Origin of the sequence: Pleurocapsa sp. CCALA 161, from assembly GCF_003003995.1 — a bacterium.
Lineage (GTDB): Bacteria > Cyanobacteriota > Cyanobacteriia > Cyanobacteriales > Xenococcaceae > Waterburya.
Map to the genome: position 1 here is coordinate 1 of NZ_PVWF01000073.1, position 25,171 is coordinate 25,171.

26 protein-coding genes are annotated in these 25,171 nt (G+C 39.3%); 12 read left to right on the top strand and 14 right to left on the bottom strand.

The features are described from left to right. Window positions 1–191: 191 nt before the first annotated feature. From C7B62_RS16600 to C7B62_RS16610, 3 genes are all read right to left on the bottom strand, one after another. Window positions 192–578 carry a type II toxin-antitoxin system VapC family toxin gene (locus tag C7B62_RS16600; RefSeq protein ID WP_106239113.1) on the bottom strand — a complete coding sequence of 129 codons (387 nt, stop codon included), beginning with the start codon at window positions 576–578 and terminating at the stop codon, window positions 192–194. Further along, a complete protein-coding gene (locus tag C7B62_RS16605) occupies window positions 575–793 on the bottom strand; it encodes a type II toxin-antitoxin system Phd/YefM family antitoxin (protein ID WP_106239117.1) in 219 nt (72 codons plus the stop codon). Before C7B62_RS16605 ends, C7B62_RS16600 begins: the two co-directional genes overlap by 4 nt. Before the next feature lie 96 nt (window positions 794–889). Next, entirely contained in the window at window positions 890–3,082 is a 2,193-nt protein-coding gene (locus C7B62_RS16610; RefSeq protein ID WP_106239120.1) for a hypothetical protein, read from the bottom strand. A gap of 586 nt (window positions 3,083–3,668) precedes the next feature. On the opposite strand from C7B62_RS16610, the gene C7B62_RS16615 reads away from it, so the two are divergent. Both C7B62_RS16615 and C7B62_RS16620 read left to right on the top strand, forming a co-directional pair. After that, complete coding sequence (locus tag C7B62_RS16615) at window positions 3,669–4,364, top strand: hypothetical protein (RefSeq protein WP_106239125.1); 696 nt, start codon at window positions 3,669–3,671, stop codon at window positions 4,362–4,364. A gap of 125 nt (window positions 4,365–4,489) precedes the next feature. Then, window positions 4,490–4,918: a hypothetical protein gene (locus C7B62_RS16620; RefSeq protein WP_106239128.1), complete on the top strand. Its 429-nt coding sequence runs from the start codon at window positions 4,490–4,492 to the stop codon at window positions 4,916–4,918. A gap of 139 nt (window positions 4,919–5,057) precedes the next feature. Here the strand turns inward: C7B62_RS16620 and C7B62_RS16625 are convergent, their stop codons facing one another. Further along, complete coding sequence (locus tag C7B62_RS16625) at window positions 5,058–5,831, bottom strand: hypothetical protein (RefSeq protein ID WP_106239132.1); 774 nt, start codon at window positions 5,829–5,831, stop codon at window positions 5,058–5,060. Window positions 5,832–5,977: 146 nt separating this feature from the next. Here C7B62_RS16625 and C7B62_RS16630 point away from each other — a divergent pair, with 146 nt between their 5' ends. After that, the gene (locus C7B62_RS16630; RefSeq protein WP_106239136.1) at window positions 5,978–7,018 is read left to right on the top strand and encodes a tyrosine-type recombinase/integrase; all 1,041 of its coding nucleotides are present in this window, start codon (window positions 5,978–5,980) and stop codon (window positions 7,016–7,018) included. On the opposite strand, the gene C7B62_RS16635 is transcribed toward C7B62_RS16630, so the two are convergent. The 3 genes from C7B62_RS16635 to C7B62_RS16645 form a co-directional block, all read right to left on the bottom strand. Further along, window positions 7,019–7,204 (bottom strand): hypothetical protein, encoded by a 186-nt coding sequence (locus C7B62_RS16635; protein ID WP_106239139.1) that lies wholly within the window; start codon window positions 7,202–7,204, stop codon window positions 7,019–7,021. A gap of 82 nt (window positions 7,205–7,286) precedes the next feature. Continuing rightward, on the bottom strand, window positions 7,287–8,348 hold the full coding sequence (locus C7B62_RS16640) for a chlorophyll a/b binding light-harvesting protein (protein ID WP_106239143.1): 1,062 nt from the start codon (window positions 8,346–8,348) through the stop codon (window positions 7,287–7,289). A gap of 106 nt (window positions 8,349–8,454) precedes the next feature. Beyond that, window positions 8,455–9,555, bottom strand: a complete 1,101-nt coding sequence (locus C7B62_RS16645) for a chlorophyll a/b binding light-harvesting protein (RefSeq protein ID WP_106239146.1) — start codon at window positions 9,553–9,555, stop codon at window positions 8,455–8,457. A 362-nt stretch (window positions 9,556–9,917) separates the two neighbouring features. Here C7B62_RS16645 and C7B62_RS16650 point away from each other — a divergent pair, with 362 nt between their 5' ends. From C7B62_RS16650 to C7B62_RS16665, 4 genes are all read left to right on the top strand, one after another. After that, on the top strand, window positions 9,918–11,429 hold the full coding sequence (locus C7B62_RS16650) for a chlorophyll a/b binding light-harvesting protein (protein ID WP_233220008.1): 1,512 nt from the start codon (window positions 9,918–9,920) through the stop codon (window positions 11,427–11,429). Between the two features lie 59 nt (window positions 11,430–11,488). Further along, window positions 11,489–12,004, top strand: coding sequence for a flavodoxin FldA (gene fldA / locus C7B62_RS16655; RefSeq protein WP_106239153.1), 516 nt, complete (start codon window positions 11,489–11,491; stop codon window positions 12,002–12,004). Between the two features lie 152 nt (window positions 12,005–12,156). Then, window positions 12,157–12,489 (top strand): hypothetical protein, encoded by a 333-nt coding sequence (locus tag C7B62_RS16660; RefSeq protein ID WP_199194234.1) that lies wholly within the window; start codon window positions 12,157–12,159, stop codon window positions 12,487–12,489. Continuing rightward, on the top strand, window positions 12,486–13,256 hold the full coding sequence (locus tag C7B62_RS16665; protein ID WP_106239157.1) for an alpha/beta fold hydrolase: 771 nt from the start codon (window positions 12,486–12,488) through the stop codon (window positions 13,254–13,256). The genes C7B62_RS16660 and C7B62_RS16665 overlap by 4 nt, the downstream gene beginning before the upstream one ends. Here C7B62_RS16665 and C7B62_RS16670 read toward each other — a convergent pair. Then, the gene (locus C7B62_RS16670) at window positions 13,253–13,816 is read right to left on the bottom strand and encodes a Dps family protein (protein ID WP_106239161.1); all 564 of its coding nucleotides are present in this window, start codon (window positions 13,814–13,816) and stop codon (window positions 13,253–13,255) included. The genes C7B62_RS16665 and C7B62_RS16670 overlap by 4 nt on opposite strands. 305 nt (window positions 13,817–14,121) lie before the next feature. Here C7B62_RS16670 and C7B62_RS16675 point away from each other — a divergent pair, with 305 nt between their 5' ends. Together C7B62_RS16675 and C7B62_RS25765 are read left to right on the top strand one after the other, a co-directional pair. Further along, window positions 14,122–14,391 carry an Asr1405/Asl0597 family protein gene (locus tag C7B62_RS16675; protein ID WP_106239164.1) on the top strand — a complete coding sequence of 90 codons (270 nt, stop codon included), beginning with the start codon at window positions 14,122–14,124 and terminating at the stop codon, window positions 14,389–14,391. Window positions 14,392–14,532: 141 nt separating this feature from the next. Continuing rightward, a complete protein-coding gene (locus tag C7B62_RS25765; RefSeq protein WP_158260696.1) occupies window positions 14,533–14,700 on the top strand; it encodes a hypothetical protein in 168 nt (55 codons plus the stop codon). Between the two features lie 66 nt (window positions 14,701–14,766). Here C7B62_RS25765 and C7B62_RS16680 read toward each other — a convergent pair whose 3' ends face one another. The 3 genes from C7B62_RS16680 to C7B62_RS16690 all read right to left on the bottom strand — a co-directional run bounded on the left by C7B62_RS16680 (window position 14,767) and on the right by C7B62_RS16690 (window position 17,947). Then, the gene (locus C7B62_RS16680; protein ID WP_106239166.1) at window positions 14,767–15,591 is read right to left on the bottom strand and encodes a phytanoyl-CoA dioxygenase family protein; all 825 of its coding nucleotides are present in this window, start codon (window positions 15,589–15,591) and stop codon (window positions 14,767–14,769) included. 3 nt (window positions 15,592–15,594) lie between these two features. Then, window positions 15,595–16,836, bottom strand: a complete 1,242-nt coding sequence (locus C7B62_RS16685; RefSeq protein WP_106239169.1) for a TonB-dependent receptor — start codon at window positions 16,834–16,836, stop codon at window positions 15,595–15,597. 220 nt (window positions 16,837–17,056) lie between these two features. Next, the gene (locus C7B62_RS16690) at window positions 17,057–17,947 is read right to left on the bottom strand and encodes a PepSY domain-containing protein (protein ID WP_106239172.1); all 891 of its coding nucleotides are present in this window, start codon (window positions 17,945–17,947) and stop codon (window positions 17,057–17,059) included. A gap of 182 nt (window positions 17,948–18,129) precedes the next feature. Here C7B62_RS16690 and C7B62_RS16695 point away from each other — a divergent pair, with 182 nt between their 5' ends. Beyond that, entirely contained in the window at window positions 18,130–20,808 is a 2,679-nt protein-coding gene (locus tag C7B62_RS16695) for a Mu transposase C-terminal domain-containing protein (RefSeq protein ID WP_106239175.1), read from the top strand. Continuing rightward, entirely contained in the window at window positions 20,808–21,968 is a 1,161-nt protein-coding gene (locus tag C7B62_RS16700) for an ATP-binding protein (protein WP_106239178.1), read from the top strand. Before C7B62_RS16695 ends, C7B62_RS16700 begins: the two co-directional genes overlap by 1 nt. 64 nt (window positions 21,969–22,032) lie before the next feature. On the opposite strand, the gene C7B62_RS16705 is transcribed toward C7B62_RS16700, so the two are convergent. Together C7B62_RS16705 and C7B62_RS16710 are read right to left on the bottom strand one after the other, a co-directional pair. Beyond that, on the bottom strand, window positions 22,033–22,326 hold the full coding sequence (locus C7B62_RS16705; RefSeq protein WP_106239181.1) for a hypothetical protein: 294 nt from the start codon (window positions 22,324–22,326) through the stop codon (window positions 22,033–22,035). Between the two features lie 2 nt (window positions 22,327–22,328). Next, a complete protein-coding gene (locus C7B62_RS16710; RefSeq protein ID WP_106239185.1) occupies window positions 22,329–23,780 on the bottom strand; it encodes a TonB-dependent siderophore receptor in 1,452 nt (483 codons plus the stop codon). Between the two features lie 16 nt (window positions 23,781–23,796). On the opposite strand from C7B62_RS16710, the gene C7B62_RS16715 reads away from it, so the two are divergent. After that, window positions 23,797–24,156, top strand: a complete 360-nt coding sequence (locus C7B62_RS16715; RefSeq protein ID WP_106239189.1) for a transposase family protein — start codon at window positions 23,797–23,799, stop codon at window positions 24,154–24,156. Window positions 24,157–24,289: 133 nt separating this feature from the next. On the opposite strand, the gene C7B62_RS16720 is transcribed toward C7B62_RS16715, so the two are convergent. Beyond that, a partial coding sequence (locus tag C7B62_RS16720; RefSeq protein WP_106239192.1) for an AAA family ATPase occupies window positions 24,290–25,171 on the bottom strand: 882 nt, incomplete at its 5' end.

Sequence of the window (25,171 nt, forward strand, 5' to 3'; positions counted from 1 at the left end):
ATACTCAGTATTTTTGCTTATTCTGAGTTTACATCTCAGCCTTTCTTTGTTTCTAATTTTTTCGTCGAACTCACGTTAATTACTTGTTTTTGATGAGTGCTTGGTTGCATAAAATACCCATTCTTACTTCTTTGCTAGATATTCTGCGTAAGCAGTAGTAAATATAAGTAATTTAAAGTGAAGCCAAACAGTTAACTAATCAAAGTGACTGAGTATTTATCAAAAGCTGAGTCAACAGATATGATAGGTAAATTTTCAACTACGGCTTGTGCAATTATAAGACGGTCGAAGGGATCTCTATGATGGAAAGGCAAAGCAGCATTTATCTTGAAATGCTCTAATTCAATCCTCAGTAACTTTATACTGCTTGTGATTACTTCTCTTTCAACAAATTCTTCGTAGTTGGGGTCTAGCCTTAATTTGCCTAAGTTGAATTTAATCGACATTTCCCAAAGACTAGCCATGCTTAAATAACTAACATTATCATCATCCTCAATTAAATCTTTGAAGTGGTTGCTTAGTTTGGGATGATCGCTTACAAACCATAAAAATACATGAGTATCTAATAATAAATTCATTCCATGTATTCCTGAAAGTCTTCTAAAGGCTCGTCGAAATCATTACTCATCCAGACCTTACCTTTAGCACTACCTCTCTTTAAGGGTCGTTGAATTGGTGATATTTTAGCCACTGGTTGGTCATCTTGGGTAATAACAATTTCTTCTCCTTTGATAGCAAGATCTAGGAGTTTGGATAGTTCGGCTTTAGCTTTGGTTATATCTAGTTGAGCCATAGTATTGATATAAATGTTGTGTAATAATTTTATACTGCTTTATCTAAATCACATTCTTTAGTACTCACATTCAGAAATGAATAATGAAGATCGGTTTTAAACTGTTACCGATTTGTCAAATACACTGTAGAACAGATTTTGAAAATGGGTAACTACTTCAAATATTTTTGTAGACCGCAATTGTCCAGTTCTTTTTACGCCATAGATCTGTTCGATATATTGCAGGTAATCTTCCTTAGTTAAGCCTAAAGCATCAACTAAACCTTTAATTTGAGGAAGGATTAGATTAATATAGGAATCGGTACTTGTTGCATAAATTAAAGTATTCAGCGGAACTAAATATTTTTCTGGGGATTTTTCTTTGCTTTCAACTTTTATCAGTTTGACGTAGACCATAATTTGTCTACAATCATCTCCCAAAGACGAAGAATGAATATCAGTTAAAATTCTAACTTTCATTCCTGACTTAAGATTAATCAACTCATCTTCACGACGGTTAGACGCTGAACGAGAACTAACCTCTAGTCCGTGATAAAAATAACTATTCTTTCTTCTTGCTTTACCAATTTCTTTCAGCTTAGTTTCTGAGGTTTTAATTTCAAGCGTAAACAAGTTATCAAGCTTTTGTTTAATGTCTTGCTTTATTAACTCCAGCTTAAGTACAAATACTCTATACACTAAATATGGAGTAAGCCCTACACAACACTTCACTAATGTGCGATCGCTTTGAGAAAACTCTTGTATAGCTTGTGTTTCAGGGATTTTGCTAGATGCATTTTGCAGCGTACTACAAGTAGGGGGTGCAATCGCTTTTTGAATGGCTTTGCTGGCTTCTTTTTTTGATTGTTGCTTTTCTGTAATATGCTTTTTTTCGGAGTTTATAAGTAGTTTAATTGTGACAAATATTTTTTGAGCGATCGCACTCAAGCAGCCCATTGCTAATTTAAAGCTAAAACCTGGCTCTTTTTGAGTAACTACCTCTTGAGTATATTTGGGATGCCACAACGTGCGATATTCGAGCTTTTTAAGGGTGTTACGGCTAAACTTAGTGCCAAACATCACATGACACCTTTCGTTGATGAAATCAACTCGTTTAAGCACTCCTTTGGGCATAGTATCTAAGGGGTATTCAGCCAAAATAGTTTTTAATCTAGACATGGTTTCATCGCTACGCTTTTGGTTAACCCATCCCCATCTGCCTCTATGTGCAGCTTTTACTTCTGGCTCAACTCCCGATAACTGCTCTTGAAGAGTCCATAGTTCGGTAAAGTTTTGCTTTCTTTGGGGAGTGCTTGCCCAAGCACTCCAATAGTTAATCGCCGAAGTTGCCCACTCAAAAGCCCGTTTTTCAATCTCATCTTGATGACCGCAGTGATCTATATACCCTGGTAAATCGATAACTCGTTCGTGAATAAATTTAGCCAAAGCCGAAACTGTATTCGAGCCATAAAATACTCTCCCTAGGTTTGCCAAGTTTTTGAGGATATCGTTAGTTTGTCCAGAACCAGTAAATCCAAACTTTAGGCTGTACTCAATATCTTTTTGCCATTGAGCGCGACCTTGTTTATTGAGAGCAAAATTACAGTACCAATCACGAGCCGTATTGCAGCATTCTTTTAATAGCTTAAAGTCTTGGCGATCGCCTGAGCTATTCATCAGCTCGACAAATTTTTCTGCACCTCCTGGGACTGGTTCAAAGGTTTTAGGATCTAGTAGAGTTGCTCCTGAGCCTGGCTGCATGGGTACGCGCAAGCCATTAAACAGCGAAAATCCTTCGCCTTTCTTCTTATATCTTTTAGTGTTGGGAAATATTTCTAGTTCCCCAGACTTAATTGCAAAACAGTTTTCGCTTAAAACTCTAAACAACGCACAGGCAAGATTAAAGCTATTTATCCCTAGGGGCAAAAAGAAAAATAAGTGTACCCCTCGGTTACTGCTAGAGCGTATTAATACTGTCTCCTTGATGCCGATTTTCCTTAAAGTTTGTAGCAGCTTACGGTAACGCTTGGGATTAACCAAAGGATTATTAGCACTATTTTCGTCTAAATCTAGACAGCCAAATTTAGTTTGCCCCGCAAAACGCAAACCCAAGCTAATTTTAGGATCTTGCCAGTAGCTCTCAAAATTTCGAGGGTTTAATCTATATCTCGTCTCGGTGTACCAGCTTTCCCCTTCTCTTTTGAGAATAAAATCCCAGTGATGGCTAAAGAATTTTAATAGTTTCGTGACGACTGGCGAAACGGGTAATAGTCTAGAATGATTGATTTTGGGTGGTTTTACAGTTGGCATAATCTCTCTTTTGAGAGAAAGCCCCCTTGTCAGATTAGCCTCATTACTGCTAGGATCATCTATATCAAAGATACAAAATTATCCAGGTGGTCAACCAGATATTTGTAATCTACGTATGGCAACATACGTTGTTCACTAAGTCCATACTTGGCGGTATAGACATTAAGAGTGAAATTGAGATAGATGGTCTCTTCGGGTAAGGTTTTTCTGAAGAGAGCCGTCTCAATATTTTTAAAATTTAATAGTGGTTAGTGAGTTTAGCAGGTGATATCCTTTCAAGCATCTTCTTACTTGGTTCATTTGGCCGAACATAAAGTGTTTATCCAAATATTTTGTTGTTTATCTAACATTTTTCTAGATACAGTTATAAGATTGAGGTGTATCATGAGGCATCGGTTTTAACCCAAATCGTTTTGTAGCTTACTTGTTACGAAGTAATCTTTTTTGACATTGACATTCATCAATATTGCCAAATGACATCTTAACAAAAATAATCAATATCAACTTACCAACTAATCTACTATATAAATACAATATTGGCTTTACAGCTAAAACAAATCGTAATATTTGTTAAAGAAGATAGATAATGAGCAGCAAAATTATAAACCAGTATCCAACTCATGTAGAAGCTCTTAGCAAGACCAGGAAAGTCGTAGGACTAACTTATGAGGAGCTAGCTGAGTTAGCCGAAACAACTAGAACTAACCTCAGTAATACTATAGGTAAAAATCCTTCATATTTACCATCACTTGCCTTAATCGAAAGGATTTTGGCTGCATTTGAAGCGACCAAACCAGGAGCAAGGCTATATTACAGTCTTATTCTATCAGGTTATTCTCTAGAACAAGCAGCCAAAATTTCCTTTAGCAGTGATAATGCGTTACAAAAGCTTGACCCTCAAGAAGTCGCCAATCTCAAGCAAGAGTCGCAAATACGACAGTTAATTGTTTCCCTATTAGATAAAATCGACCTACGAAAGCTGATCTTAGATGACTTAGATTCTAAGACGGCAATTCTAATGGTGATTTCCTGTCTCGATCAGAAAAACTTTTTCGATAATTTAAAAATGCACCGCGTTGCCTATCAAATAGCAGAAAAATTAGTTTACTGCGGATTCGATCTAGGTGCTAGACCTTTTCAGATCGGCAAAAACATAGCGCCAGAAAAGGTGGCAGAAATAATGAAGGGTTTTAGCCCCAGAATTGCATCCCTAGAACAAAAAAAGCCAAATAAGCAGTCTCAGGCTGAAGCCTCCCCAGAAAAACTAGAATTGATTAGCTAGCACCCTTGGCATTTCCTGAAAATTTGAACTATACTGGCGTGCTTTATATAGAGAAGTAGATAGGTTTTATATGCTTGATGTCATCCTCTCTGTCCACATAACTACTAATAAGCCAGTCATAACAAATGGTTCGGGATAATATTTTCAAATTGATAGTCAGCCTAGATATCGAATCCATAGACCATTTATGGCTATTACTGCGATACAACGAAAATGATAAATTACCGATAAGCAAACATTTATCTCCTAAAATTAAAACTATCATTTATCAAACCAACAGATTCGATCAAGAGGAACTATTTGAGTTCAAGTTATTACTATATGGTGCTTGCATTGGTATCCGAAAGCAAGCTGAAAACTGGCAAAAATTCCCAGAGACATCAGTAATACCCAATAAACAAGCCGATCTCGTTAATGAGATTATGCAAACGAACAGCGAGGTCTTAAATTTGGATACCAATTTTATGGCGGAGGCAATCAAAGAAGGCTTAATGTCTAAGGCGCAGCTTGAAGCATTGATGAATGCTTTAGCAGATAGCATATCCTACAGCTAAATTTTGGGATAACGCTTTTACTATTGGCGGGCAATAATTTCCAAATTAATTATTTCAAAAAAGCTTTAAGTCGATAGCGCGATTGGCAAAGCCACCAACTAAAAGATAATCGCTTAACTTAAATAAATTATCAAGATAACTAATTTAAATATTCCTCTTCCAGTAACCGTAGTAACCTTTCCTCAATTGAATTAAGCTGAGAGCGATTTAGCTTTTCTAATCCCTTTAGTACCCACAGTGCGGCTTCATCTAATTCCCCCACTTCATAAAGAGCAGTCATTCTTGCCCCCAAATCCAGAATCTGCTCTTCTTGGAGGTGAGTAAATTTCATCGGTGAGAGGTTTGAAACTGAAATCGTATATTCACCGTCCCAAGTGTTTACTACGCACTCATCTTTCCTAACGGATGATACCACACACCAGCAATTGGTCTTACCTGGCACGCCCGATTTGATTCGACATATCTCCCCTTCAGCAAAAGGATTAATGGTCGGATATTTTTGCTCCTGGTAAGCTTTGACTGCCGTTTTTACCATCGAATAAGAAGGCACTTGACCCAAGGCGATCCCCACTGCCATCACCCAAACTTCACCAGCTTCAATTGGGCTTAAATGAGCTTGGAAAATTGGTCGCAATTGCTTCTGTTTAGTTGGTTTTGGGTCATTAAGACCCTGGGTCTTTAAATACTCTTCGATCTGATAGTAAGTCTCGGCTGCAATCATACAACGCTCAATATAAAGCATCGTGAAACCAAAAACTTGATCGCAATAAGACTCAAAATCCGAAAAGCGATCGCGATACAATTTTAACCGCTTAATCGTCCTCAGTGCCTGACCTCGAAGCACGAAGCCCGTCCGTACCTGATGCTCTAATTTATCCCTTAACTGCGCTTCTTGTGGTGAGAGAACATACAAGCTATAATATGCCCTAATTTGCTCTGATTACTCACCAATTTTACAACTTTTAGGGCGAATAACAGCACTTCTACGTAGTAAACTTTTTATAGGATTCTAAATTGCTTTTCTCTGAGGGGAAGGGGTCAAGGTTAAGGGAAAAAGGGATGGCTATTCGGCGATTGAATAAAGGTAGATTTGAGCGGGGTGGTCGAACGGCGATCGCTACTATCTCTACTTTACCTACGCTTCGTGTGATGCGGAACTGTTTTGAGCAATATCTTAACCTAACTATTGCTGATGGCAATGCCAGTGTGGATACGATTAAAACCTATAAGAGTCGTGTTGCTCAGTTTCTTGACTGGTGCAAAGAGCAAGAACTTTATCCAGCCCTGATCACGAAGCAAAATATCCTTGAATATCGTAAGCACTTGGTTGATGAGTCGAAAACATCGACCACAATTCGTTTATCTTTACTGGCTGTCAAGCATTTTTATACTGCTTGTTTGGCAGAAAAATTGGTTAAGGAAAATCCAGTGCTGGGGGTAAAAGCACCACGGGAAAAACGAGAAGTTGGCAGTACGATTAATTATTTGAGCTTGGAAGAATTGCAGCAATTAATTGACAGTGTTTTGCCTGTCTACAAGATTAGAGGAGATAATATCACTAGAATACAGGTATTGCGCGATCGCATTTTACTAGGTTGTATGGCACTCCAAGGTTGTCGCAGTATCGAAATGTATCGAGCTAATCTAGGTGATCTTAGCGAATCGGGCGGTCAGTATTATCTTAAGCTAGATGGTAAAAACAGTATCCGAACTATTATTTTACGCTCTGACTTGGGATCAGAAATAGCTCAGTATCGTCAAGCTCGCATGAAAGCCAAAGAGAAGCTAACCCCAACCTCTCCCTTACTTATTTCCTTATCTAATCGTCGTTACGCTCAACGCTTGTCTAAAAGAGGCATTGGTCATGTCGTTGATAGTTACTTAGAAAAATGTGGTTTGAAACATAGTAATTTTGAACGAAATCTTTCTCCCCACAGCCTACGTCACACCGCAGGGACTTTGAGTCTACAAAGCGGTTCTTCGTTAAGGGAGGTTCAGGACTTTTTGGGACATAGCGATCCTAAAACTACTGCTGTCTATACCCATGTTCTTAATTGCCAAGAGAATAATCCCGCCTCAAGAATTGAGATTGATTTTTGACTACATTGAATAAATCTTTTCTAGTACTGTTGCTTTACTTGCTACTGTGGTTGCTTTACTAGGAACAACTTGTTCTGAAAGTAATTCTATTCGATAGGCTTTATACTCAACTTTTGCTTGATGTAGTTTATTTTTCCGCATCCCTGTTACTTTTAAATAGCAACCAGGCTTTAAATATTCGCTCAAAACACTCTTTTGTGATTTGGTTTTTGATTCTTTTTTAGTAAGCCTCCTCTCAAGAAAAGGCTTACTAAGTGCAATATTTTATTTATACTCTAACCGAAAGAAGAATTAGGCTAATCACGGCGATCGCCAGTACGATAAATCCAGTTATAATCGCGTTAAACTTATCCTTCTCAGTTAAGATTCCATATTCGTCCTTAGATTTAAGCGCGTGCCATACATGACCGGCTAAGAAAGTAGCGCACAAAGTAAACTGTACTCCCGCAAACTGACCTAAATCTGCACCATATAGTTTGGGAGGAAAAGCAATGTGATTAAAAGCGACAAAGTAGCCAGAAGTAAACGCCATTAATGCAATCCCCGCCAAGCTATAGGAAAGTATGGCGTGTCCGTTATAAGTCAAACTATTTCTGGCAAATCCAAAAGGCTCTTTAACAATATGCCAAGCACCACCAGCAATACAGGCGACTCCCACCCAAATATGACCGCCGATCACATCTTCTAGATTATCTACCGCAGCCATACCCCAAGGATTCCAAACTCCATCCTTCAAGCCAAAAAGATAGCCAAAAATAATTGCGGGATTTAAAGTAGGCTCGGTAACTAGTCGTACATTACCTGCCACAGAATCATATATTCCGCCCCAAAACATTGCTTTGCCGACAAATAGTAATGCTGCTACGCCTAAAAATATCAGGTGATGACCCAAAATAAAACCCAATTGCTTGGGATCGTTCCATTCATAATGAAATTTAGCTGCCCGCCCAGAAGCATCCTTGAGATTAGCTGCACCGCGAAAGACGTGAAACAATCCCCCTGCACCCAATACCGCAGAAGCAACTAAGTGAAGCATTCCAACGACAAAATAAGGATAGAGGCTAATAACTTCATTCCCTGAATTCACACCCCAACCCAAACGAGCGAGATTGGGGAGTAATAATAAACCCTGTTCGTTTAGGGGAATACTTGGCATATAACGATCCAATTCCAGCAGCGTAATTGATCCCGCCCAGAACATAATTAGTCCGGCATGGGCAACATGCGCCCCCAATAGCTGACCCGACAAATCAATTAAACGAGCATTACCCGATAGCCAACTGTAATTATCACTTGAATTATTGATTGAAACGTTTGTTGATGATGTCATGAGTTTTCAATTTGTATCTACTAAATAAAAAGAAAAGCTCAATGCAAAACATATTTCACATTAAGCTATAAATGAGAACACAAAAACAATGCTCTTGTAAACCTCCCTAATCTACAGCTCCTTCTGTAGCTGTTTTTTGTGATGCGGATAGCTTGCCGACTATAGTTTCACCAGATTGGGGAGTCCCTGCATTGTCTAAAGCAGTGGTGACTCGCTTAAAGTCAAAACCGATCGCTCTAAGGGCATGCCAAAGATGCCCCTGCAAGAAGAAAAACGCCAGGAAGAAATGAGCGTTAGACAACCAGCAGCGAGCAGTATGTACACCAGGAGGTAACGCTACGGTATCAACAAAGTAAGGCACAACTCCTAATTTGACTTGCAAAGGTGCGCCATAAAATTCTGGGGGATAAGCCAGAGTATTGACTGCACAGTAGTAAGCAGCTACAAAGCCCGCTAGAGCAATACCACCAAGGGAATAGGATAAAATTGCCTCTCCAGAAAAGATTAGCTGTTTCTTTGCCCAGCCCAAAGGAGGAGTAATGATATGCCAGATACCACCACCGATGAGCAAGAAGCCTACATACACATGACCGCCGACTAAATCTTCGAGGTTATCTACCGATGCAAAATGAGTTTGATAACCAAAAATAGTCGCGGGATTTAGAGTAGGATCGGTGACGACGCGCACATCTTGAATATTAACGTCATAAAGTCCCCCAAAGAACATCGCCTTAGCTACTAAAGCCAATGCACCTAAACCCAGAAACAATAAATGATGACCCAGAATAATTCCTAATTGTTTGGTATCACCCCATTCAAAATGGAAATTACGGGCTTTTCCCCTCGCCTCTTTCAAATCCACTGGTGCTTTAAAGGTATGAAATAATGCACCCGCACCTAGCACCGCAGAAGATATTAAATGTACTGCACCCACGACGAACATGGGATAGGTATCAACAACTTGTCCACCTTCACCAACACCTAAGCCTAAAGTAGCCAGGTGGGGGATCAGAATTAATCCTTGTTCTCCCATTGGTAGAGTCAGATCGAATTTAGATAGTTCAAAAAACGTAAATGCTCCTGCCCAAAACACAATTAATGCAGCTTGAGCTACATGAGCAGCAATAAATAAGCCAGACAGATTGGCAAAACGCGCGTTGCCTGCCCACCAATCGTACTTAACTTGGGGTTTATCGTATGTCTGCAAAACGAAACCTCTTAATTAATTTTGTAAAACTTGTTACTAAATATTCTCAATAAGTTAGCAACAATTTAATTTTGCATTAATGATAATTACTTTCAAGTCTTTTCTGACAAAACTTAATAAACTATGTGCTTAATTATCTTGTCCGAGCCTTTGTTTTGATAGTTCAAGTCTAGATTTTAAATTTGTCAATCTTATATTTATAGGCTTTTTCAAAATAATGAAGCTACTTTTTAAGCTACTTCTTGTCAACATTATATTAAGTTCAAAAGAAAATAGTTGTCAATAAGTGCTATTTGTCTGTATGGTGATTGAAAGGATTATTGATAATTAAAAGCAATAACTAAAACAAGGAGATTTTGATTGTGACCGCCATAATGGAAAATCCTCAAGGAATGAATGGTGTTTCCGATATTCCCTGGTGGAGAGGCAACGCTCGTTTAAAAGATTTATCAGGTAGATTGCTAGGGGCGCATATTGCCCAGGCTGCGCTAATTGTCTTTTGGGCTGGGGCGATGACTTTATTTGAGTTATCTCGCCATAGTCCAGATTTGCCAATGTACGAACAAGGTCTAATCTTGTTGCCCCATTTGGCTACTTTGGGTTTAGGCGTTGGTGATGGAGGACAAATTGTTAATGCTTATCCCATGTTTGTCGTAGGTGTTTTGCATCTAATTTCTTCTGCGGTATTGGGTGCAGGGGGAATTTATCATTCTTTGATTGCGCCAACATTACTAAAGCAAGATGATACTTTTGCTGGCTTCTTCGGTTATGACTGGGAAGACACGGACAAGATGACTACGATTATTGGTATTCATTTGGTCTTATTGGGTACCGGTGCATTCTTGCTGGCATTCAAAGCTATGTTTTGGGGTGGTATATTTGATCCTTGGGTGGGAGAGATGGGACGGGTAAGAATCGTAACCGACCCGACAGTTAATCCTGCTGTTATATTTGGTTACTTGTTTGGAGCCTTTGGCAAGTCAGGGATGGCAGCAGCTAACAATCTGGAGGATATAATCGGCGGTCATTTATGGGTTGGCTCGATTTGTATCTTGGGTGGTTTTTGGCATATCGCCACCAAGCCTTTTGGTTGGGCGCGCCGAGTGCTGGTCTATTCAGGAGAAGCTTATCTTTCCTATAGCCTGGGGGCAATTTCCTATATGGGATTTTTAGCAGCTTACTTCTGTACTGTTAATGCTACAGCCTATCCTGAAGTCTTTTATGGTCCTGTTGGTTTAATTAAAAATGATACAGGAATAGTTACTGCCAGGGGATGGTTAGCTACTTTTCATATTGCATTTGCAGTCTTGTTTCTCTTGGGTCATATCTGGCATGCTAGTCGAGCTAGAAGCGCAGTGAAAGAATTTGATTTTAATGCCCGTGATGTTTCTCTGGTTGTCTCAGACGATCCTTTGGTGGGTAATCTCAAAACTCCTCTTAACTCCTCTGATTTTAGTAAGTGGTTATTAGGGAATATTCCTTTTTATCGGACTGGTCTTTCTCCTCTATTTCGAGGGCTAGAAATCGGCATGGCTCATGGCTATTTACTCTTTGGTCCTTTTGCTCTTTTAGGACCTCAAAGAAATACCGAACAAGCTAATCTCATTGGTCTACTTAGTGCTTGCGGATTAGTGTTGATTCTAACTACTTGTTTAGCAATTTATGGTGCAGCCTCCTTCAATCAAGAATGGCAGTCTGATTTTCTCACTTATTCTACTGTCAATCCAGATGTGCCGAACGAGCTAAAAACTACGGGTGGTTGGAATCAATTTGCGATCGCGTTTCTAGTCGGTGGTATGGGTGGAGCTTTCTTCGCCTACCAAGTTTATGACCATTTCGATGTGCTAAAAGCTATTTTTTCTGGCACTATCTAATTTTTTCATGGCAAATCCAGTCTCTACAAACTAGTAAACAAATTAGCAGGAAAATAATCATGGCTCAAATTGGTCTATTTTACGGTTCAACTACAGGCAAAACAGAAGAAGCAGCAGAAGCAATACAAGATGCATTAGGAGGTACAAGTGTTGTGGCACTCCACGAAATTGCCGATGTAACTGATAGCGATTTTGCCAACTACGATCGCATTATTATTGCTTGCCCTACTTGGGATATCGGCGGTTTGCAGGCTGATTGGGAAGGCTTTTATGAAGATGATTTAGATAATATTGACTTCAGTGGTAAAAAAGTGGCATATTTCGGCACTGGCGATCAGGTCGGCTATGCAGATAATTTCCAAGATGCAATGGGAATCTTGGAAGAAAAGATTTCCAGTTTAGGCGGGGAAACAGTAGGTCATTGGTCTACAGACGGCTACGAACATGAAGCATCAAAAGCAGACAAAGGCGGTAAGTTTGTCGGACTAGCTTTAGATGAAGATAATCAATCAGAATTAACAGACGAGCGAATTCAGCAATGGACGATACAACTCAAGTCTGAATTTGCTCTGTAAAAAGAAGCTATTGGCTAAGAGCTAAGAGCTTTTTAACAAGTTTGGGGATTCTCCTCTCCAAAGAACGGGAAGAGTACCTGAATATAATGAGCCAACATTGTCTGTTGCTCTTCCCTTTTCTTCTTTTTGGCAATTTCTAGAATCATCTACTCATGGTACATCTAGTCTTGTGTTTTAGTGTTTGGACAATAATTTTCACTAGCTTATTTTGGCGATCGCTCGCGGTAGTCAAACAAGCAGTGCAACATCTTCAACGCCTTCACCAAATCCCCTGTGACAAATGCATTTATTTCACGGGAGACTACCGACTCAAGTGTACGGTTAATCCAACGGTTGCTATGTCCGAAAAGGCGATCGGTTGTCGAGACTTTTTACGCGATAACCAGCGCAGTATGTGTAATGGTTGCCAAAATCAGTGTAGCAACACCAAAAAAATACCCAAGTATTCGCGCTTAAAAGCTCAATTTATCAATTTCTTTAAATGAACACATTTTCTTCTTCAGCACCAATTTGGATTAATGCCAATCCTAGTTTTAAACATTTTGACGGCCGAATTATTCGCTATTTATCGAATCAAGTGCCCATAGCCTATTGGGAATATAATCAGGATTTAGATGAAGCAAGTTCGCTGGATATAGCTTTGACATTACTCCACGACTATCTTAAGTCTAAATCTCAAGCAATTAATTTAATTGGTCATGGTACGGGCGGCTTGCTAGGATTACTATATGCTCGTAAATATCCGCACCGCGTAAAATCTTTAACTTTGTTGGGAGTAGGTTCTGCTCCGAGTATTGACTGGCAAGCTCACTATTATCAGATGCGCAAACTGTTGTCCTGTAGCCAAAACATTCTTCTAGGAAGAATGGTGCAAATGATGTTTGGTCATCAAAGCCGAAGCAACGTTTTAAATTTGGTAAAAATTCTCAAACAAGATTTACACAGTGCCCCCACTGCTCATTCTCTCTATCAACTACATCGAATTGATGCAGGTGGTGTATCAATGCCGATGATGGTGTGTGGTAGTGAAAATGATGGTATTGTCGATCGCCCTGCTTTGCAAGGATGGTCAGACTATCTCAAGGATGATGATATATTGTGGATAAATCCTGAAGGACATCATTTCTTCCATTACTTTTTTCCTGATTATACGGGCAGAAAGATAATGAAATTCTGGCAACATATAGAAGCGAGATCGCTTGTCTCTTCTAAGGCTATTTGTTTAGAGGAGACTTGTTATCCTTATGGTTAGTTTGAGCCATTGGCACTATTACCAACGAAAGCCAAAGTCAGACTATCGTGAACTAGGAAGTGATGTAAGTGATAAGCTCTTTCTTCAGTTTTAAGTAGAATCTGTTCGTATAAATAACGACTAGCGCGATCGCCTAAGCTTTCTGCTTGAGCAGCTTGCTGACGTAGCAGTTTAATGATTGCTTGTTCTGCTGCCAAGTCATGCTCCACCATTTCTCGTTCGCCAAATACGCCATCTTCTTCTTGCTGGAAGCAACATAGTTCCGCTAATTTGCTGAAGCTAGCAGCAGGAATACCACCCAAACCGTTTTGTCTTTCACCTATTTCATGAACATGTTCCTGAACTTCTTCATAGCTTTCGGCAAAGAATTCATGCAACGAATAATATTCTGAACCTTCGACGACAAAATGATGTTTCTGATATTGCAGATATAAGCCTTGAAAGCTGGATAAAACCGCATTAAAGCCTTCGCATATAGGCTCGGTTACATTTTTATCTAACAATACTGGATTTTCTTCGACATGACCATAAGGACGTAACAAACCTGTTGTAGCGGACATACTCTTGCTCTCTCATTAAGACTAAGTTTATTGACGATATCAATTTAACACGAAATAGCTGACGGAGAATCAGTCAACAGTAAGTTTTTTGCAACTCCATCAGATATGGTAAACAGCGATTTCGATCCTGATTTTTGGCAATCTCGCTTATAATTATTGCAATTAGTTTGCATTAAGCTGTATATTAGATTTGAGAAAAAAAAGCCAATCTCGTCTCTGTATAAATACTTAGAGTTTTCAATTACATTTTTGAAAGCTGACATTGAGTGAAACCAAGATAGAAATAATTCTCTTTTAGTAAAACCATGAAATTGAGTCCAACTTCTCACCCAATCATGCATATAGTTACCATCAAGAATACAGAAAGATGGACTATATACCATCGTTTACAAGAGTTAGAAATTCCCTGTCAATGCTCTACAAATCAACCAGTACAGGTTGAACTAAATACTCCTAACGAGATCGCCCAGCTTTGCTCCGTTTTTAAACAATCCACCGCATCTCGTAGTGAATTAATCGATTGGCTAGATGACTGTTGGAGAATCAAGAGCAAACCTAGAAAAAGTAAGCGTTGAATTTTGTCCTTTCTAAAAAAATGGTTAGAGATCGTGTCAGAAACTATACTTCCGTGATGCCCTAACCATCAACTGTTTGTTGTACCTTAAAAATTTTGGTTCTTAGAAAAAAATAGGGTTGTTAGTAAGTAAAAATTAATCATGAATACACACGATCGCAACTGTAAAAATCGCCTCCCTCAATGGCAATCAGCAAAAATGAGAAGTTTAATTGAGGAGCGTTGGTCAGAAATATGGGAGATTGTCGTAGCAAGAGAACGTTCGGAACAAAATTTACATGAACATTCGAGAAATTCGAGATATAGATGAAGTCTTGCTAAAAATTAAGATGGGAAATAGTGGTCAAAAATAGTTTGATTGCTCATACGAAAATTTTTAATTAGCGTTATTGTTTTTCAGGTCTGACCAAATCACAGGAAAAATAGCAAGGTCAGTGTAATCTGGGAGGTCATTAGCTTGCTTACGACAAAGACTATCTAAATAATGATGGATCTGCTTGCCATTATTCCAAAAAGGTCGATAACGATTGTCACCATCTTGAACATTTAATACGATTACACGACGCATCATATTACTTCGATTCTGGTAACTACCGTGAACTAAAGATGAACAATGAAAGCTGATTTGGCCTTCCTTAAGCACGATGGGAATCTTGCTAAATTCTTTTCCTTGTCGAATAAAACTTTGCTCTATTTCACGATGATTATTTTGGTTAAATCCCCTCATATGGTTTGTTTGCCTCCACTTATGACTGCTATCAACTATCACTAACGGTTCATGTTCTTCATCAACATCATGAAGAGGAATCCAAACTGTCAACAACTTATGAGATGTGCAGTTTGAGTGGTAGGAGCAATCTGTGTGCCAACCAACTTTAGTACTATCTTGATGATTAGGTTCTTTGCTAACCAACTGATCTTGAAAATACCTTACTGTATCGGTATCCATCAATCGAGCTGCGATCGCACCAATTATCGGCTGTAGTGAAAGCTGATGAAAAGCCCTTTTCTGGAAGGAAATATATTCATTATTTCTGACTGCTAAGGGATCTCCTTTCTTCCAGTTAGAACATCCTGCAATTGGCAATTCAGCATCGAGATCGCCATTGTAAAATTCTTCGCTAGCGGTAAACATGCGATCTATTATGTCTTCTGGAATTACTTTCTTCGTCACAAACCAGCCATGTTCTTCAAAAAATATAGTTTAAAACTGAAACAATAACGTACTAAAAAGCGATCGCCTTGCCACTTCTTCATCCTCTATACCTGCGTTCAACAAATTCTGGAGGCTGATTGCTGCTCTAAAATTGTCTTGAGAGTAAAAAATAGCTGCATCAGTTTGCAGATATCTAGGTAAAGTAGAACTATTCTCCGAATCACTGGGGCGATTGGGCGTAGCCCACGCTGCGCGATCGCCATTTACAGAAAAACCACTCCCAAAACCCAAACCCTGCCCAACACCTTGAGTAACCTCATAGCTAGTCCAGAAAGCACCGCTATGACTTGCCACTCCTGCAACCGAACTTCCTACTGTAATTACTTCATCTTCGCTAACATTGGCATCGGTATAGGTATAAAATCCATAAACCCACCAACCAGGAATAATTTCGCCACTTATTTCTCCAGTCCATGAATTGCTAGTTTGCTCGTTAATCTGTAACTCAAAATCGGGTTCATTGGGGTCGGTGATAGTAATGTTATTCTGAGTTTCGTGATAGAAAGAAAGCGTCGCGAGCCAATTATCACCTAATTTGGTTTCAATCCCTAGTTCTAAACCTTGATATGTCTCGGAATCAAAAGGGTTGTCGTTAATATCTGTTCCTTCAATTGGTTCGGCAGAATAACTAACAGTAGTAAACAGAAAAGTATTATCAGTTAACTCATAATTAATACTAAGTTCAGGATAAAAATTATTATTCTCAATTGGTTCGACCGAAGGTAGTTCAGGTAAGTCTGTGGTGTCGCTAATTACTAGATCGAGAGTTCCTTCAAAATTAAGCGATAGGCGATCGCTCAATGTCATTTCATGTTCGATGAATAACCCTAGATAATTCTTCTTACTAATAAAATCTTCGGTAACATAAGGACTCGGCAGAATAGAAGTTGAAAAAGCTTGAGGTGTAGAAGTAGAATCAATCCCTTCTCCAGAAAGCAAAAAAGGATTTTTATTAATTTCTATGCCAATTGTAGTTGCTTGTTTGATTTCAGTGTCAAACTCTTGATTGGTTTCTAAAATTAGGTTATGAAACTGTTCTAGAGGAAACTCATCATAATCAAATTCTCGTTCGGTTTCTAGTCGCGATCTAGAGATATTTTTAGTGCGATCCCAACTAACATAAGCTGCACGAAAAGAATTAGTTATTATCCAATTTTGAGTAGATGGTTTAATGGCGATTTCCCTTCGGGAACGCTTCGCGATCGCTTTAAGATCAAAGGCGGGCAACATCGAAACTTTCCCAGAGATAGCCAATTAGGGGTAATAGTTGGCTGAGAAATAGATAAAGATTGTAGATTTGCTGGATTAGCTGCTGTTGATTGAGATGTAAGCATTAAATGAGTCAGGGTGACTGAAAAAATAGAAATAGTTTTTTGACAGATATTTGAAATTGACATTGGTAAAAACTTTAATGTTTAGTATTTAGGCGATCGCGAAGCGTAGGCGGAGCCTAATCGCCTTGAGTTTGAAGTTTTGGATGACGACGGCGTAAGCGATACATAGTAAAGCCAGTGATCAATAAAATAGTGGGTGACAAACCTGCCAAAAAGTAAATAATTCTCCCCCCAATTCCCCAAAACAAACCAAAATGAAAAATATCCATACCATTAGCGATCTTTTCTCCTAAAGATGCTTTGGTAATATCAACTGCACTTAAAACTTTGCCACTATAGCGATCAACTTGAGCAAAACTCCTACCGTATTTAGGATTACCATACCAATCTCCTGGTACTTTCTTGCGTACTTGATAGACATCGGTTGCTGTTTGAGGTAGATCGATTTGAGTAAAAATCCCGTCAGGAATCTCACGATTAATGGCATTCAAAGCTTCAGTGAGAGTAATGGTTGATTTACCAGCAATGGGAGTCGAAACAAACTCTGCTGGTGGGACAGGGGAAAAAGTTAGTCGATAGATGAGGGGATAGGTAAAGTCGGGAAAGTTATAAATAAATCCCGTAAATAACGCCATTGATAGGAAAACACCACTAAAAATCCCTGCTACTTGATGAATGCCAAAATTACGGCGTTTAAGATGTCCCTTCCACTTAATCTTGAATCCCGTTGCTAGTTTGCGCCATCCTGACCACAAGGCGATTCCTGTTACCATCAAAATAAGACCGAGTAATCCTGTCATGCCCATGACAATCTCTCCTGCCTTTCCTGCCAGCAAGGTGTAGTGGAGGTTTAGGATAGTTTCAAGAACCTGGCGTTCAGGGGCTTTACCCAAAACCTTCCCCGTATAAGGATTGAGAATCACATCTATCCAATCATCTTCATTATCTGGCTTTGATAAACTGATAGAAGCAGGAGAATCTTGTAACTTGAACCATAAAGTGGGAATAGTGGAATCATAAAATGGGACAGTTTAAACTCTAAAAGCCAGTAAATTCGTCAACTAAATTTTTGACAGGGAAAAATTGTTGAACCATAAAGTGAGACTTCTGCTAAAAATAGAAGCATAAAATGAGACTAAATAAGTTAAAATCAGCTTAAAAGAACAGCTATTCCGAGAGCGGAAATGCCATGCTAAACAGCTCACAATTTCGTGATTGGTGTCTCAAGCTTCAATTAAGAGAGTCAACAAGAGAACAAATCCAACAAATTCGCTCTTCACCGCCCTCTCGGAGAGTACAAAGTCGGAGAGGAAATGTTAGTGGTCGCTATCCCAGTCAAAAAATGGGGATGACTATTCAATTTGAAAGCCATCACCATGAACTCGCAGGGATCTATTCAATGGAATACGATAGCGGGGTACTGGAATATTATGACCAACCACCAAAGATTAAGTTGAACTACGAAAGTGCGTCGGGTCGTCAGGTAGGAGTAGAGCATACTCATGATTTTTTTGTGATACGTCAAGAGCGTGCTGGTTGGGAAGAATGGAAAACAACACAAGAATTGACACAACTGACAGTAAAGATGCCCAACCGCTACCAGCAAGTTGAACCAGGTCGATGGCAGTGTCCTCCAGGAGAAGACTATGCAAATGTTAGGGGGCTTTACTACCTGGTTCGCACAGAAACTGAAATTGATTGGTATCTTCAACGAAATCTATACTTCTTGGAAGATTACTCTCGAGCTTCTACAGAGTTAGACACGCCAATATCTAACCAAGAAAAAATTATGGGGTTAGTAGCAACGCAACCAGGAATAACACTATCAAAGCTACTGGAATTGCAATTTAACCCCGACGAAATTTACAGGCTAATCGCGACCAAGAAACTCTACATTGATTTGAGTGCTGCGGATTTAGCCAGTGAAGCGAAAAAAGTTCAACTCTTTCTTTCTGTTGAAACAGCCTATTCAATTCCCCAACCAATTGAATCAGAAAATTTTGGGGACACAAACAACCAGATATTGGTTAAACCAGATGTCGGAAGTCAAATAATTTGGGATGGAATTAATTGGCAAGTTCTCAACCTGGGTTCGACAGAGGTAACACTATTAAATCCACCACAAAATCTCATCAACTTAACAATTACAGTTTTTGAGGAATTGATAAGCTCAGGAAAAATAACTGTAATCAGCAATAAAACTCAGAACCAGAGTGAGATTTATTCAGAGATTATTGATGCTAGTGAGTCAGATTGTGCTGAAGCAAATCGACGTTATCGGATCGTTGCACCTTACCTTATCGGCTCTTCTCCTAGAAATCAAAACGTTCCTAGAAGTAGCTTTTATCGTTGGATTCAAAGTTGGAAAGAAGCCGAACAAACAAAAGGTTATGGCTATCTTGGTTTGCTGCCTCAAAACAGCAAAAAAGGTAATCGACAATCAAAATTACCTACCTTGACCCTGAAACTGATGGATGAATATATTGCCCAGGACTATGAAACTTATAAACAGAAAGGCAAAAGAGCAGTATATGGAGCTTTAGTCAATGCTTGCGAACAGCAAAATACCGCAGTTCCCAGCTATAAAACTTTTCTCAAATTTTGTAATAGTAGACCTGACTATGAACAAACAAAAAAACGTCAGGGTTCTCGTGCTGCATACAAATATGAACCTTTTTACTGGGAATTGGAATTTACCACACCGCGACATGGAGATCGTCCTTGGGCTATTTGCCATCTAGATCATACCCAGCTAGATATCGAATTAGTTTCCTCGAAAACTCAAGCAATATTAGGTCGTCCTTGGGTAACTTTCTTAAGCGATGCCTATTCTCGGCGGATTTTAGCTCTTTATCTAACTTTCGACCCTCCATCGTATCGTAGTTGCATGATGGTGATGCGAGACTGTGTTCGTCGTTATGGGCGTTTTCCTCAATGTCTAGTAGTGGACGGAGGAAAAGAATTTAGTAGCATTTATTTTGAAAGGCTACTGGCAATGTATGAATGTACCTCAAAAACCAGACCAGGGGGAAAACCACGTTTTGGTTCTGTGTGCGAGCGTCTTTTCGGAACTGCCAACACCATGTTTATTCACAATTTGGCAGGTAACACACAAATCACAAAAAACTCTCGTCAGGTTACGACCGCCGTTAATCCACGTCGGCATGCGGTTTGGACTTTGGGGAGTTTGTATCAATGTTTATGTAATTGGGTATACGAATTTTATGACCATCAAGAGCATCTCGCATTGGGTCAGAGTCCTTTTGATGCCTATCATCAAGGTATAGCTCAAACTGGTTTAAGACCGAGCCGATTAATTCTCTACGATGAAAACTTCCGCATTTTAACCTTGCCCACCACCTCTAAGGGAACGGCAAAAGTCATATCCAATCAGGGAGTCAAAATTAACTATCTTTACTATTGGCATAATAGTTTTCGCAATGGCAGCATTGAAAAGACACGAGTGAATGTCAGGTATGACCCAAGTGATGCGGGAGTTGCCTATGCCTATGTGCGAGGACAATGGGTTCGCTGCATCTCCCAGTATTACAGTATTTTTCATGGTCGTTCGGAACGAGAAATTCAATTAGCGACACAAGAGTTGCGACAACAGCATAAACAACATTCCCAAAAATTTATCATCACAGCTAAAGCTCTAGCAGATTTTCTAGAAGGAACTCAAGCTACTGAATCTATTCTCATGCAAAGGTTAAAGGATGGGGAAACTAAAGATATTTTATCGACCATTTCTAGTCATGAAGAGATCAAATCAGAGTCTCCTCAAAAGACTATACCGGTGGTCAGTGAAACCGAGTTTCCACAGCCGCAAAAGCCAGTAGAAATCAAACCTTATGAGGAATTTTGGTAATGCCCATTTATAGACGCACTGACCGTCACCGTCCTCCCCTATCTAAACAACAGAAGTTAGATTTATTTCGTGATTGTACAGTAGTACATCCACATCTCAAAAAAGCTTACGAAGAGTTCCGAGATGCAATAAGTAATCCAGGTGGAGCTTCAATAATTTTTTTGTTTGGTCCAACAGGGGTGGGAAAGACCACTCTATTACAGCAGATTAGCAAAGTCATGCTAGAGGAACATTGTCCGCGAATGGACAAAGATTCTGATTATCTGCCAGTAGCGACAGCAGAAGCTCGCGCTCCCGAATCAGGCAGTTTTGATTGGAAAAGTTATTATCAAAGTGTTTTGACTTCCCTAACCGATTTACCAGTTCCATCGAAGTTGATTTCCAAAAGAAGTCAACTAAAAAAAAGCAGACGATATCAAAAGAGTATCGGTTCAAATAGAAGTCATTTATCTACCTTAAGAGAACAGGTAATTGTCAATATACAACATCGACGCATGATTGTTTTTTTGACTGATGAAGCTCAAAGATTTTCCAAGATGGCTAGCAGTAGCAGGCAACAAGCTCAAATGGATGCAATGCAGTCAATGGCTAGTATGACAAATACTTTACATGGGTTATTTGGTACTTACGAATTACTAGAATTTCGTAATCTGAGTGGTCAACTTTCTCGTCGTAGCATAGACATTCATTTTTCTCGTTATCAAGCCGACTGTGACTCAGATTTAGTGGAGTTTCAACGGGTACTCAAAAGCTTTGGAGAGAAAATGGCTTTGGATAGACTACCAGAACTAGAAACTCATTGGGAATATTTTTACGAACGAAGCATTGGCTGTGTCGGCATTCTAAAAGATTGGCTCACTCAAGCTTATCGCAAAGCCCTGGATGAAAATGCTTCTACTTTAACTGAGCAGCATTGGCAACCCTATGCACCATCTGTATCTAAATGCATCCAAATGGCAGCAGAAGCCATCGAAGGGGAACAAGCACTTCAGTTTGAATCGGGAGAATTAACTCTACTACGTCAAAAACTGGGTTTATCAGGAGTATCTTCTTTGGTTTTACCAACCAATAATTCTTCTGTTGGCTTAACAAATGCTCAGAAAAGAAAATACAAGCCTGGAGTACGTCAACCTCATCGTGATGTGATTGGAGAGACGTAATTGTTTCCTCAAAATAGAAACAGTCCCATTTTATGCTTCTATTATTCCCATTTTATGGTTCAAGTTACAAATCTAAAGGTCGATTGGGAAAAGTGTAGGGAGAAATTCCGTTAACTATTGAGTATCCTTGGGCTATAGAGTCATTTTTTGCGCGATCGCTTAAAACTTCTAAAGATAATCGTTCGCCTTGGGGAGTAACCTGTTCAATACCTTGTTGAATAAAAAACTCCTCTGTATCCAACATCACAATCATCATGCTGGCAGTTAAACCAGTGATCGCAATTAGAATTCCGAGAAACAATCCTAAATAGCGATGCCCTTGAAAAATTAATTCTCTCGTCTTTTTGGATTTCTTCATTGTTAAAACTTCACTGATACACTACCCAGAACGGTAAAGGGCGCACCAGGGTAAATTAAAATATCGTTCTGCGACGATTCAAAATACTCTTTACCAAACAGATTCTTAAAATTAAGTCCTAATTTCCACTGATCGCGGTTATAAAACAGACTGGCATCAGCGCGTACATAGGAAGGAATCACAAAATCATTGGGAATTTCTGCTTCTACATCTCCCACATAAAACAATCCCGCACCAGCACCAAAACCTTTATATTCCCCTTTCTGAATTTCATAACTCGTCCACAAACTAGCACCGCTACCAGGGGCATTTATTAAAGTGTCATCTTCTGGGTTAAATTCATCTCCGACAGAGATAAAAGCATCGTTAAAGAACAGAGAGGCAATAATATTCAAACCGCTTACAGGTTCTCCTGCTACGTCAAATTCAATTCCGCGACTTTTGACTTCCCCAACTGGAATTGAAAAATTATCGTCTTCAGGATCGGTTCTAGGAACGTTAGTTTTGGTAATTTCATAAGCAGCTAAAGTAGTGGAGAAATCGCTAAATTCCCCTTTAACCCCTACTTCATATTGAGTACCCCGTTCTGGTTCGATTAGTTCGCCTTCGCTGGTTGTCGAGTTGTTTGGTACAAAAGAGCGGCTAAAGCTAGTATAGAGAGAAACTGGTTCGATGGGTTGATAGACTATGCCGACACGGGGAGAAAAGGCTTCGTTGTCGAATTCATCAGACCCTTCAGAAATTTCGCCTTGAAAGTCTTCAAAAAATTTACTTTCACTATTAGCAAAATCATATCTACCACCTACTAAAAGTTTTAGATTAGATAACAAAGTAACTTGATCTTGAAGATAAAAACCCAAAGTATTAGATGTATCTTCACTGTTGAAAAAAGTATTACGACTATCTGGAATCGGCGTGCCATACTGTGGATTGAACAGATTTATAGGCAGCGACACATCCGCTTCTGGGTCTTCAAACTCTGGAGCGTTATCAGTAACAGCACTGTCGTGCGCTAGCTCAAATCCTGCTACTAGCTGATGTTCTACTGAACCAGTCTTAAATTCACTAATCAGATCGGTTTGCCAAGCAAGATTATCCCTAGAAAAGTCAGTTTCCCTAAAAATTCTACTGACTTGACCGCTCTCTAAATCAAAATCATTTGGTAAAAAAGCAGCATAGTCATCATTGGAAATACTGGCAGCAAATCCACTGCGAAGCTTTATATTCTTGTTGAAACGATGGTCGAAAGTTAGGTAAAAACTGTGGGTATTAGCATCGATAAAATCGTCTGGTTCTCCTAAAAATAGCTCTATCGGAAGATCAAACACAACTGGATCTAAAGGTATTCCACGATCAAAAGTTTGACTAGCATCCAAATACTCATATTCAAAAATCAGACTCGTATCTTCACTAGACTTGTCGGGAAATAAGAGAAAATAAAGAAAAAGAATCAGACGTAAGAGAAATCAAATGCTAAAGATTGAAGGAGTAGTCAAACAAGATAGATTGTTAAGAGCTTTAACAGGATTAAATAAAAAAGCCTTTGAATCATTAGTGCCAACATTTGAACAGCAATATCAGCAATCGTTACCATCAGAGTCAAGAAAACGAGCAGTAGGAGGAGGAAGAAAAGCCCAACTTCAAACAATTACCGCCAAGTTATTCTTTATCCTCTTTTACTTTAAATGCTATCCTACGTTTGACTTGGCAGGATTCATTTTTGGCATTCATCGCTCTCAAACACATTATTGGGTACACAAATTGCAACCTGTTTTAGAGAAAGCTTTAGGTGTAGCGACCCGAAATCATAATCACTCCGACCCGCAATAATGTCGTTTTTGAGACCACAATAAATGACACTATAAATGGCTCAAACCCAGATTAAATGACAATCGACCCAGATTATTCTGACAGTAGCCCGAAATAACACCCTTCGACCCACATTAAGTATCAACAGGCTTTCTTACAGAGGAATACCAATTTTGAGAATTTGATCTCTCATGTCTTGTATTTTTTCTGGAGGAAGTTGATTGTAAAGAAACGAACGTACTTCGGCAGGTTTGACATTAAGTAACCTGGCAATGGATCTAACGTTGTACCCATGTCGAATTAAATTAGGTTCAAGGTCATCTAACCCAATAGCCAAGACCGTTTCCATAAAGTCAGTAGTAATCGGTTTAAGCCCCACCTGATAAGCTTCATTCATTGCCAGAGTCAAATATTGCTCGATCTGTAATGGTGTAGATAATCGTTGACTCAAATAGTCAATAGTTTCTGCTTCTAAAATGTCGGTAGGTTGAACTTTTTCAAAAGTAGCTTGGGTCAAAAGCCAATTAATGTACTCAGATTGATGACCCCTAATACCTTGCAAGGCAAAAGCCTGAGTACGTCCTCCAATTTCTTCTAGGGTAGGTCTTCTCAAATCATTCTTGAGCTTGGGATGTCCTGCCAAGATAACACTTAACCTTTCTCCATTACTGCGTACCAGTTCAATTAACTTTTTCAGGCTAACCAAAGTGGTACTATGCAGTCCGTGAGCATCATCCACAAACAAAGCTACGGGAAAACGGGCTTTTTTGATCAATTCTAGGAGTAACCGTTCTCTTTTTTCCGAGTTAGAAGGAACTTTTTCCACCTTATCTGGGGATAAATCATAGAATAAAGCCGTAATTAAAGTTACCAGACGAACTTTATCCGATTCCACTGCTAAAGAACGAGAAACCACTACTTCTTTACTCTTGATCAAGTCGGTCATCAGTTTTTGTAAGAAGGTGGTTTTTCCCGAACCCACAACACCACTCAAGGCAATCAATCTTCCTTGAGAAATTGCCGCTTTTAGTTCCTT

What these genes read in the sequence shown, in the direction of transcription:
- C7B62_RS16600 (WP_106239113.1), bottom strand. Translation starts at nt 578, where the DNA reads ATGAATTTATTATTAGATACTCATGTATTTTTATGGTTTGTAAGCGAT.
- C7B62_RS16605 (WP_106239117.1), bottom strand. Translation starts at nt 793, where the DNA reads ATGGCTCAACTAGATATAACCAAAGCTAAAGCCGAACTATCCAAACTC.
- C7B62_RS16610 (WP_106239120.1), bottom strand. Translation starts at nt 3,082, where the DNA reads ATGCCAACTGTAAAACCACCCAAAATCAATCATTCTAGACTATTACCC.
- C7B62_RS16615 (WP_106239125.1), top strand. Translation starts at nt 3,669, where the DNA reads ATGAGCAGCAAAATTATAAACCAGTATCCAACTCATGTAGAAGCTCTT.
- C7B62_RS16620 (WP_106239128.1), top strand. Translation starts at nt 4,490, where the DNA reads ATGGTTCGGGATAATATTTTCAAATTGATAGTCAGCCTAGATATCGAA.
- C7B62_RS16630 (WP_106239136.1), top strand. Translation starts at nt 5,978, where the DNA reads ATGGCTATTCGGCGATTGAATAAAGGTAGATTTGAGCGGGGTGGTCGA.
- C7B62_RS16640 (WP_106239143.1), bottom strand. Translation starts at nt 8,348, where the DNA reads ATGACATCATCAACAAACGTTTCAATCAATAATTCAAGTGATAATTAC.
- fldA (WP_106239153.1), top strand. Translation starts at nt 11,489, where the DNA reads ATGGCTCAAATTGGTCTATTTTACGGTTCAACTACAGGCAAAACAGAA.
- C7B62_RS16660 (WP_199194234.1), top strand. Translation starts at nt 12,157, where the DNA reads ATGGTACATCTAGTCTTGTGTTTTAGTGTTTGGACAATAATTTTCACT.
- C7B62_RS16665 (WP_106239157.1), top strand. Translation starts at nt 12,486, where the DNA reads ATGAACACATTTTCTTCTTCAGCACCAATTTGGATTAATGCCAATCCT.
- C7B62_RS16670 (WP_106239161.1), bottom strand. Translation starts at nt 13,816, where the DNA reads ATGTCCGCTACAACAGGTTTGTTACGTCCTTATGGTCATGTCGAAGAA.
- C7B62_RS16675 (WP_106239164.1), top strand. Translation starts at nt 14,122, where the DNA reads ATGAAATTGAGTCCAACTTCTCACCCAATCATGCATATAGTTACCATC.
- C7B62_RS25765 (WP_158260696.1), top strand. Translation starts at nt 14,533, where the DNA reads ATGAATACACACGATCGCAACTGTAAAAATCGCCTCCCTCAATGGCAA.
- C7B62_RS16685 (WP_106239169.1), bottom strand. Translation starts at nt 16,836, where the DNA reads ATGTTGCCCGCCTTTGATCTTAAAGCGATCGCGAAGCGTTCCCGAAGG.
- C7B62_RS16695 (WP_106239175.1), top strand. Translation starts at nt 18,130, where the DNA reads ATGCTAAACAGCTCACAATTTCGTGATTGGTGTCTCAAGCTTCAATTA.
- C7B62_RS16700 (WP_106239178.1), top strand. Translation starts at nt 20,808, where the DNA reads ATGCCCATTTATAGACGCACTGACCGTCACCGTCCTCCCCTATCTAAA.
- C7B62_RS16705 (WP_106239181.1), bottom strand. Translation starts at nt 22,326, where the DNA reads ATGAAGAAATCCAAAAAGACGAGAGAATTAATTTTTCAAGGGCATCGC.
- C7B62_RS16715 (WP_106239189.1), top strand. Translation starts at nt 23,797, where the DNA reads ATGCTAAAGATTGAAGGAGTAGTCAAACAAGATAGATTGTTAAGAGCT.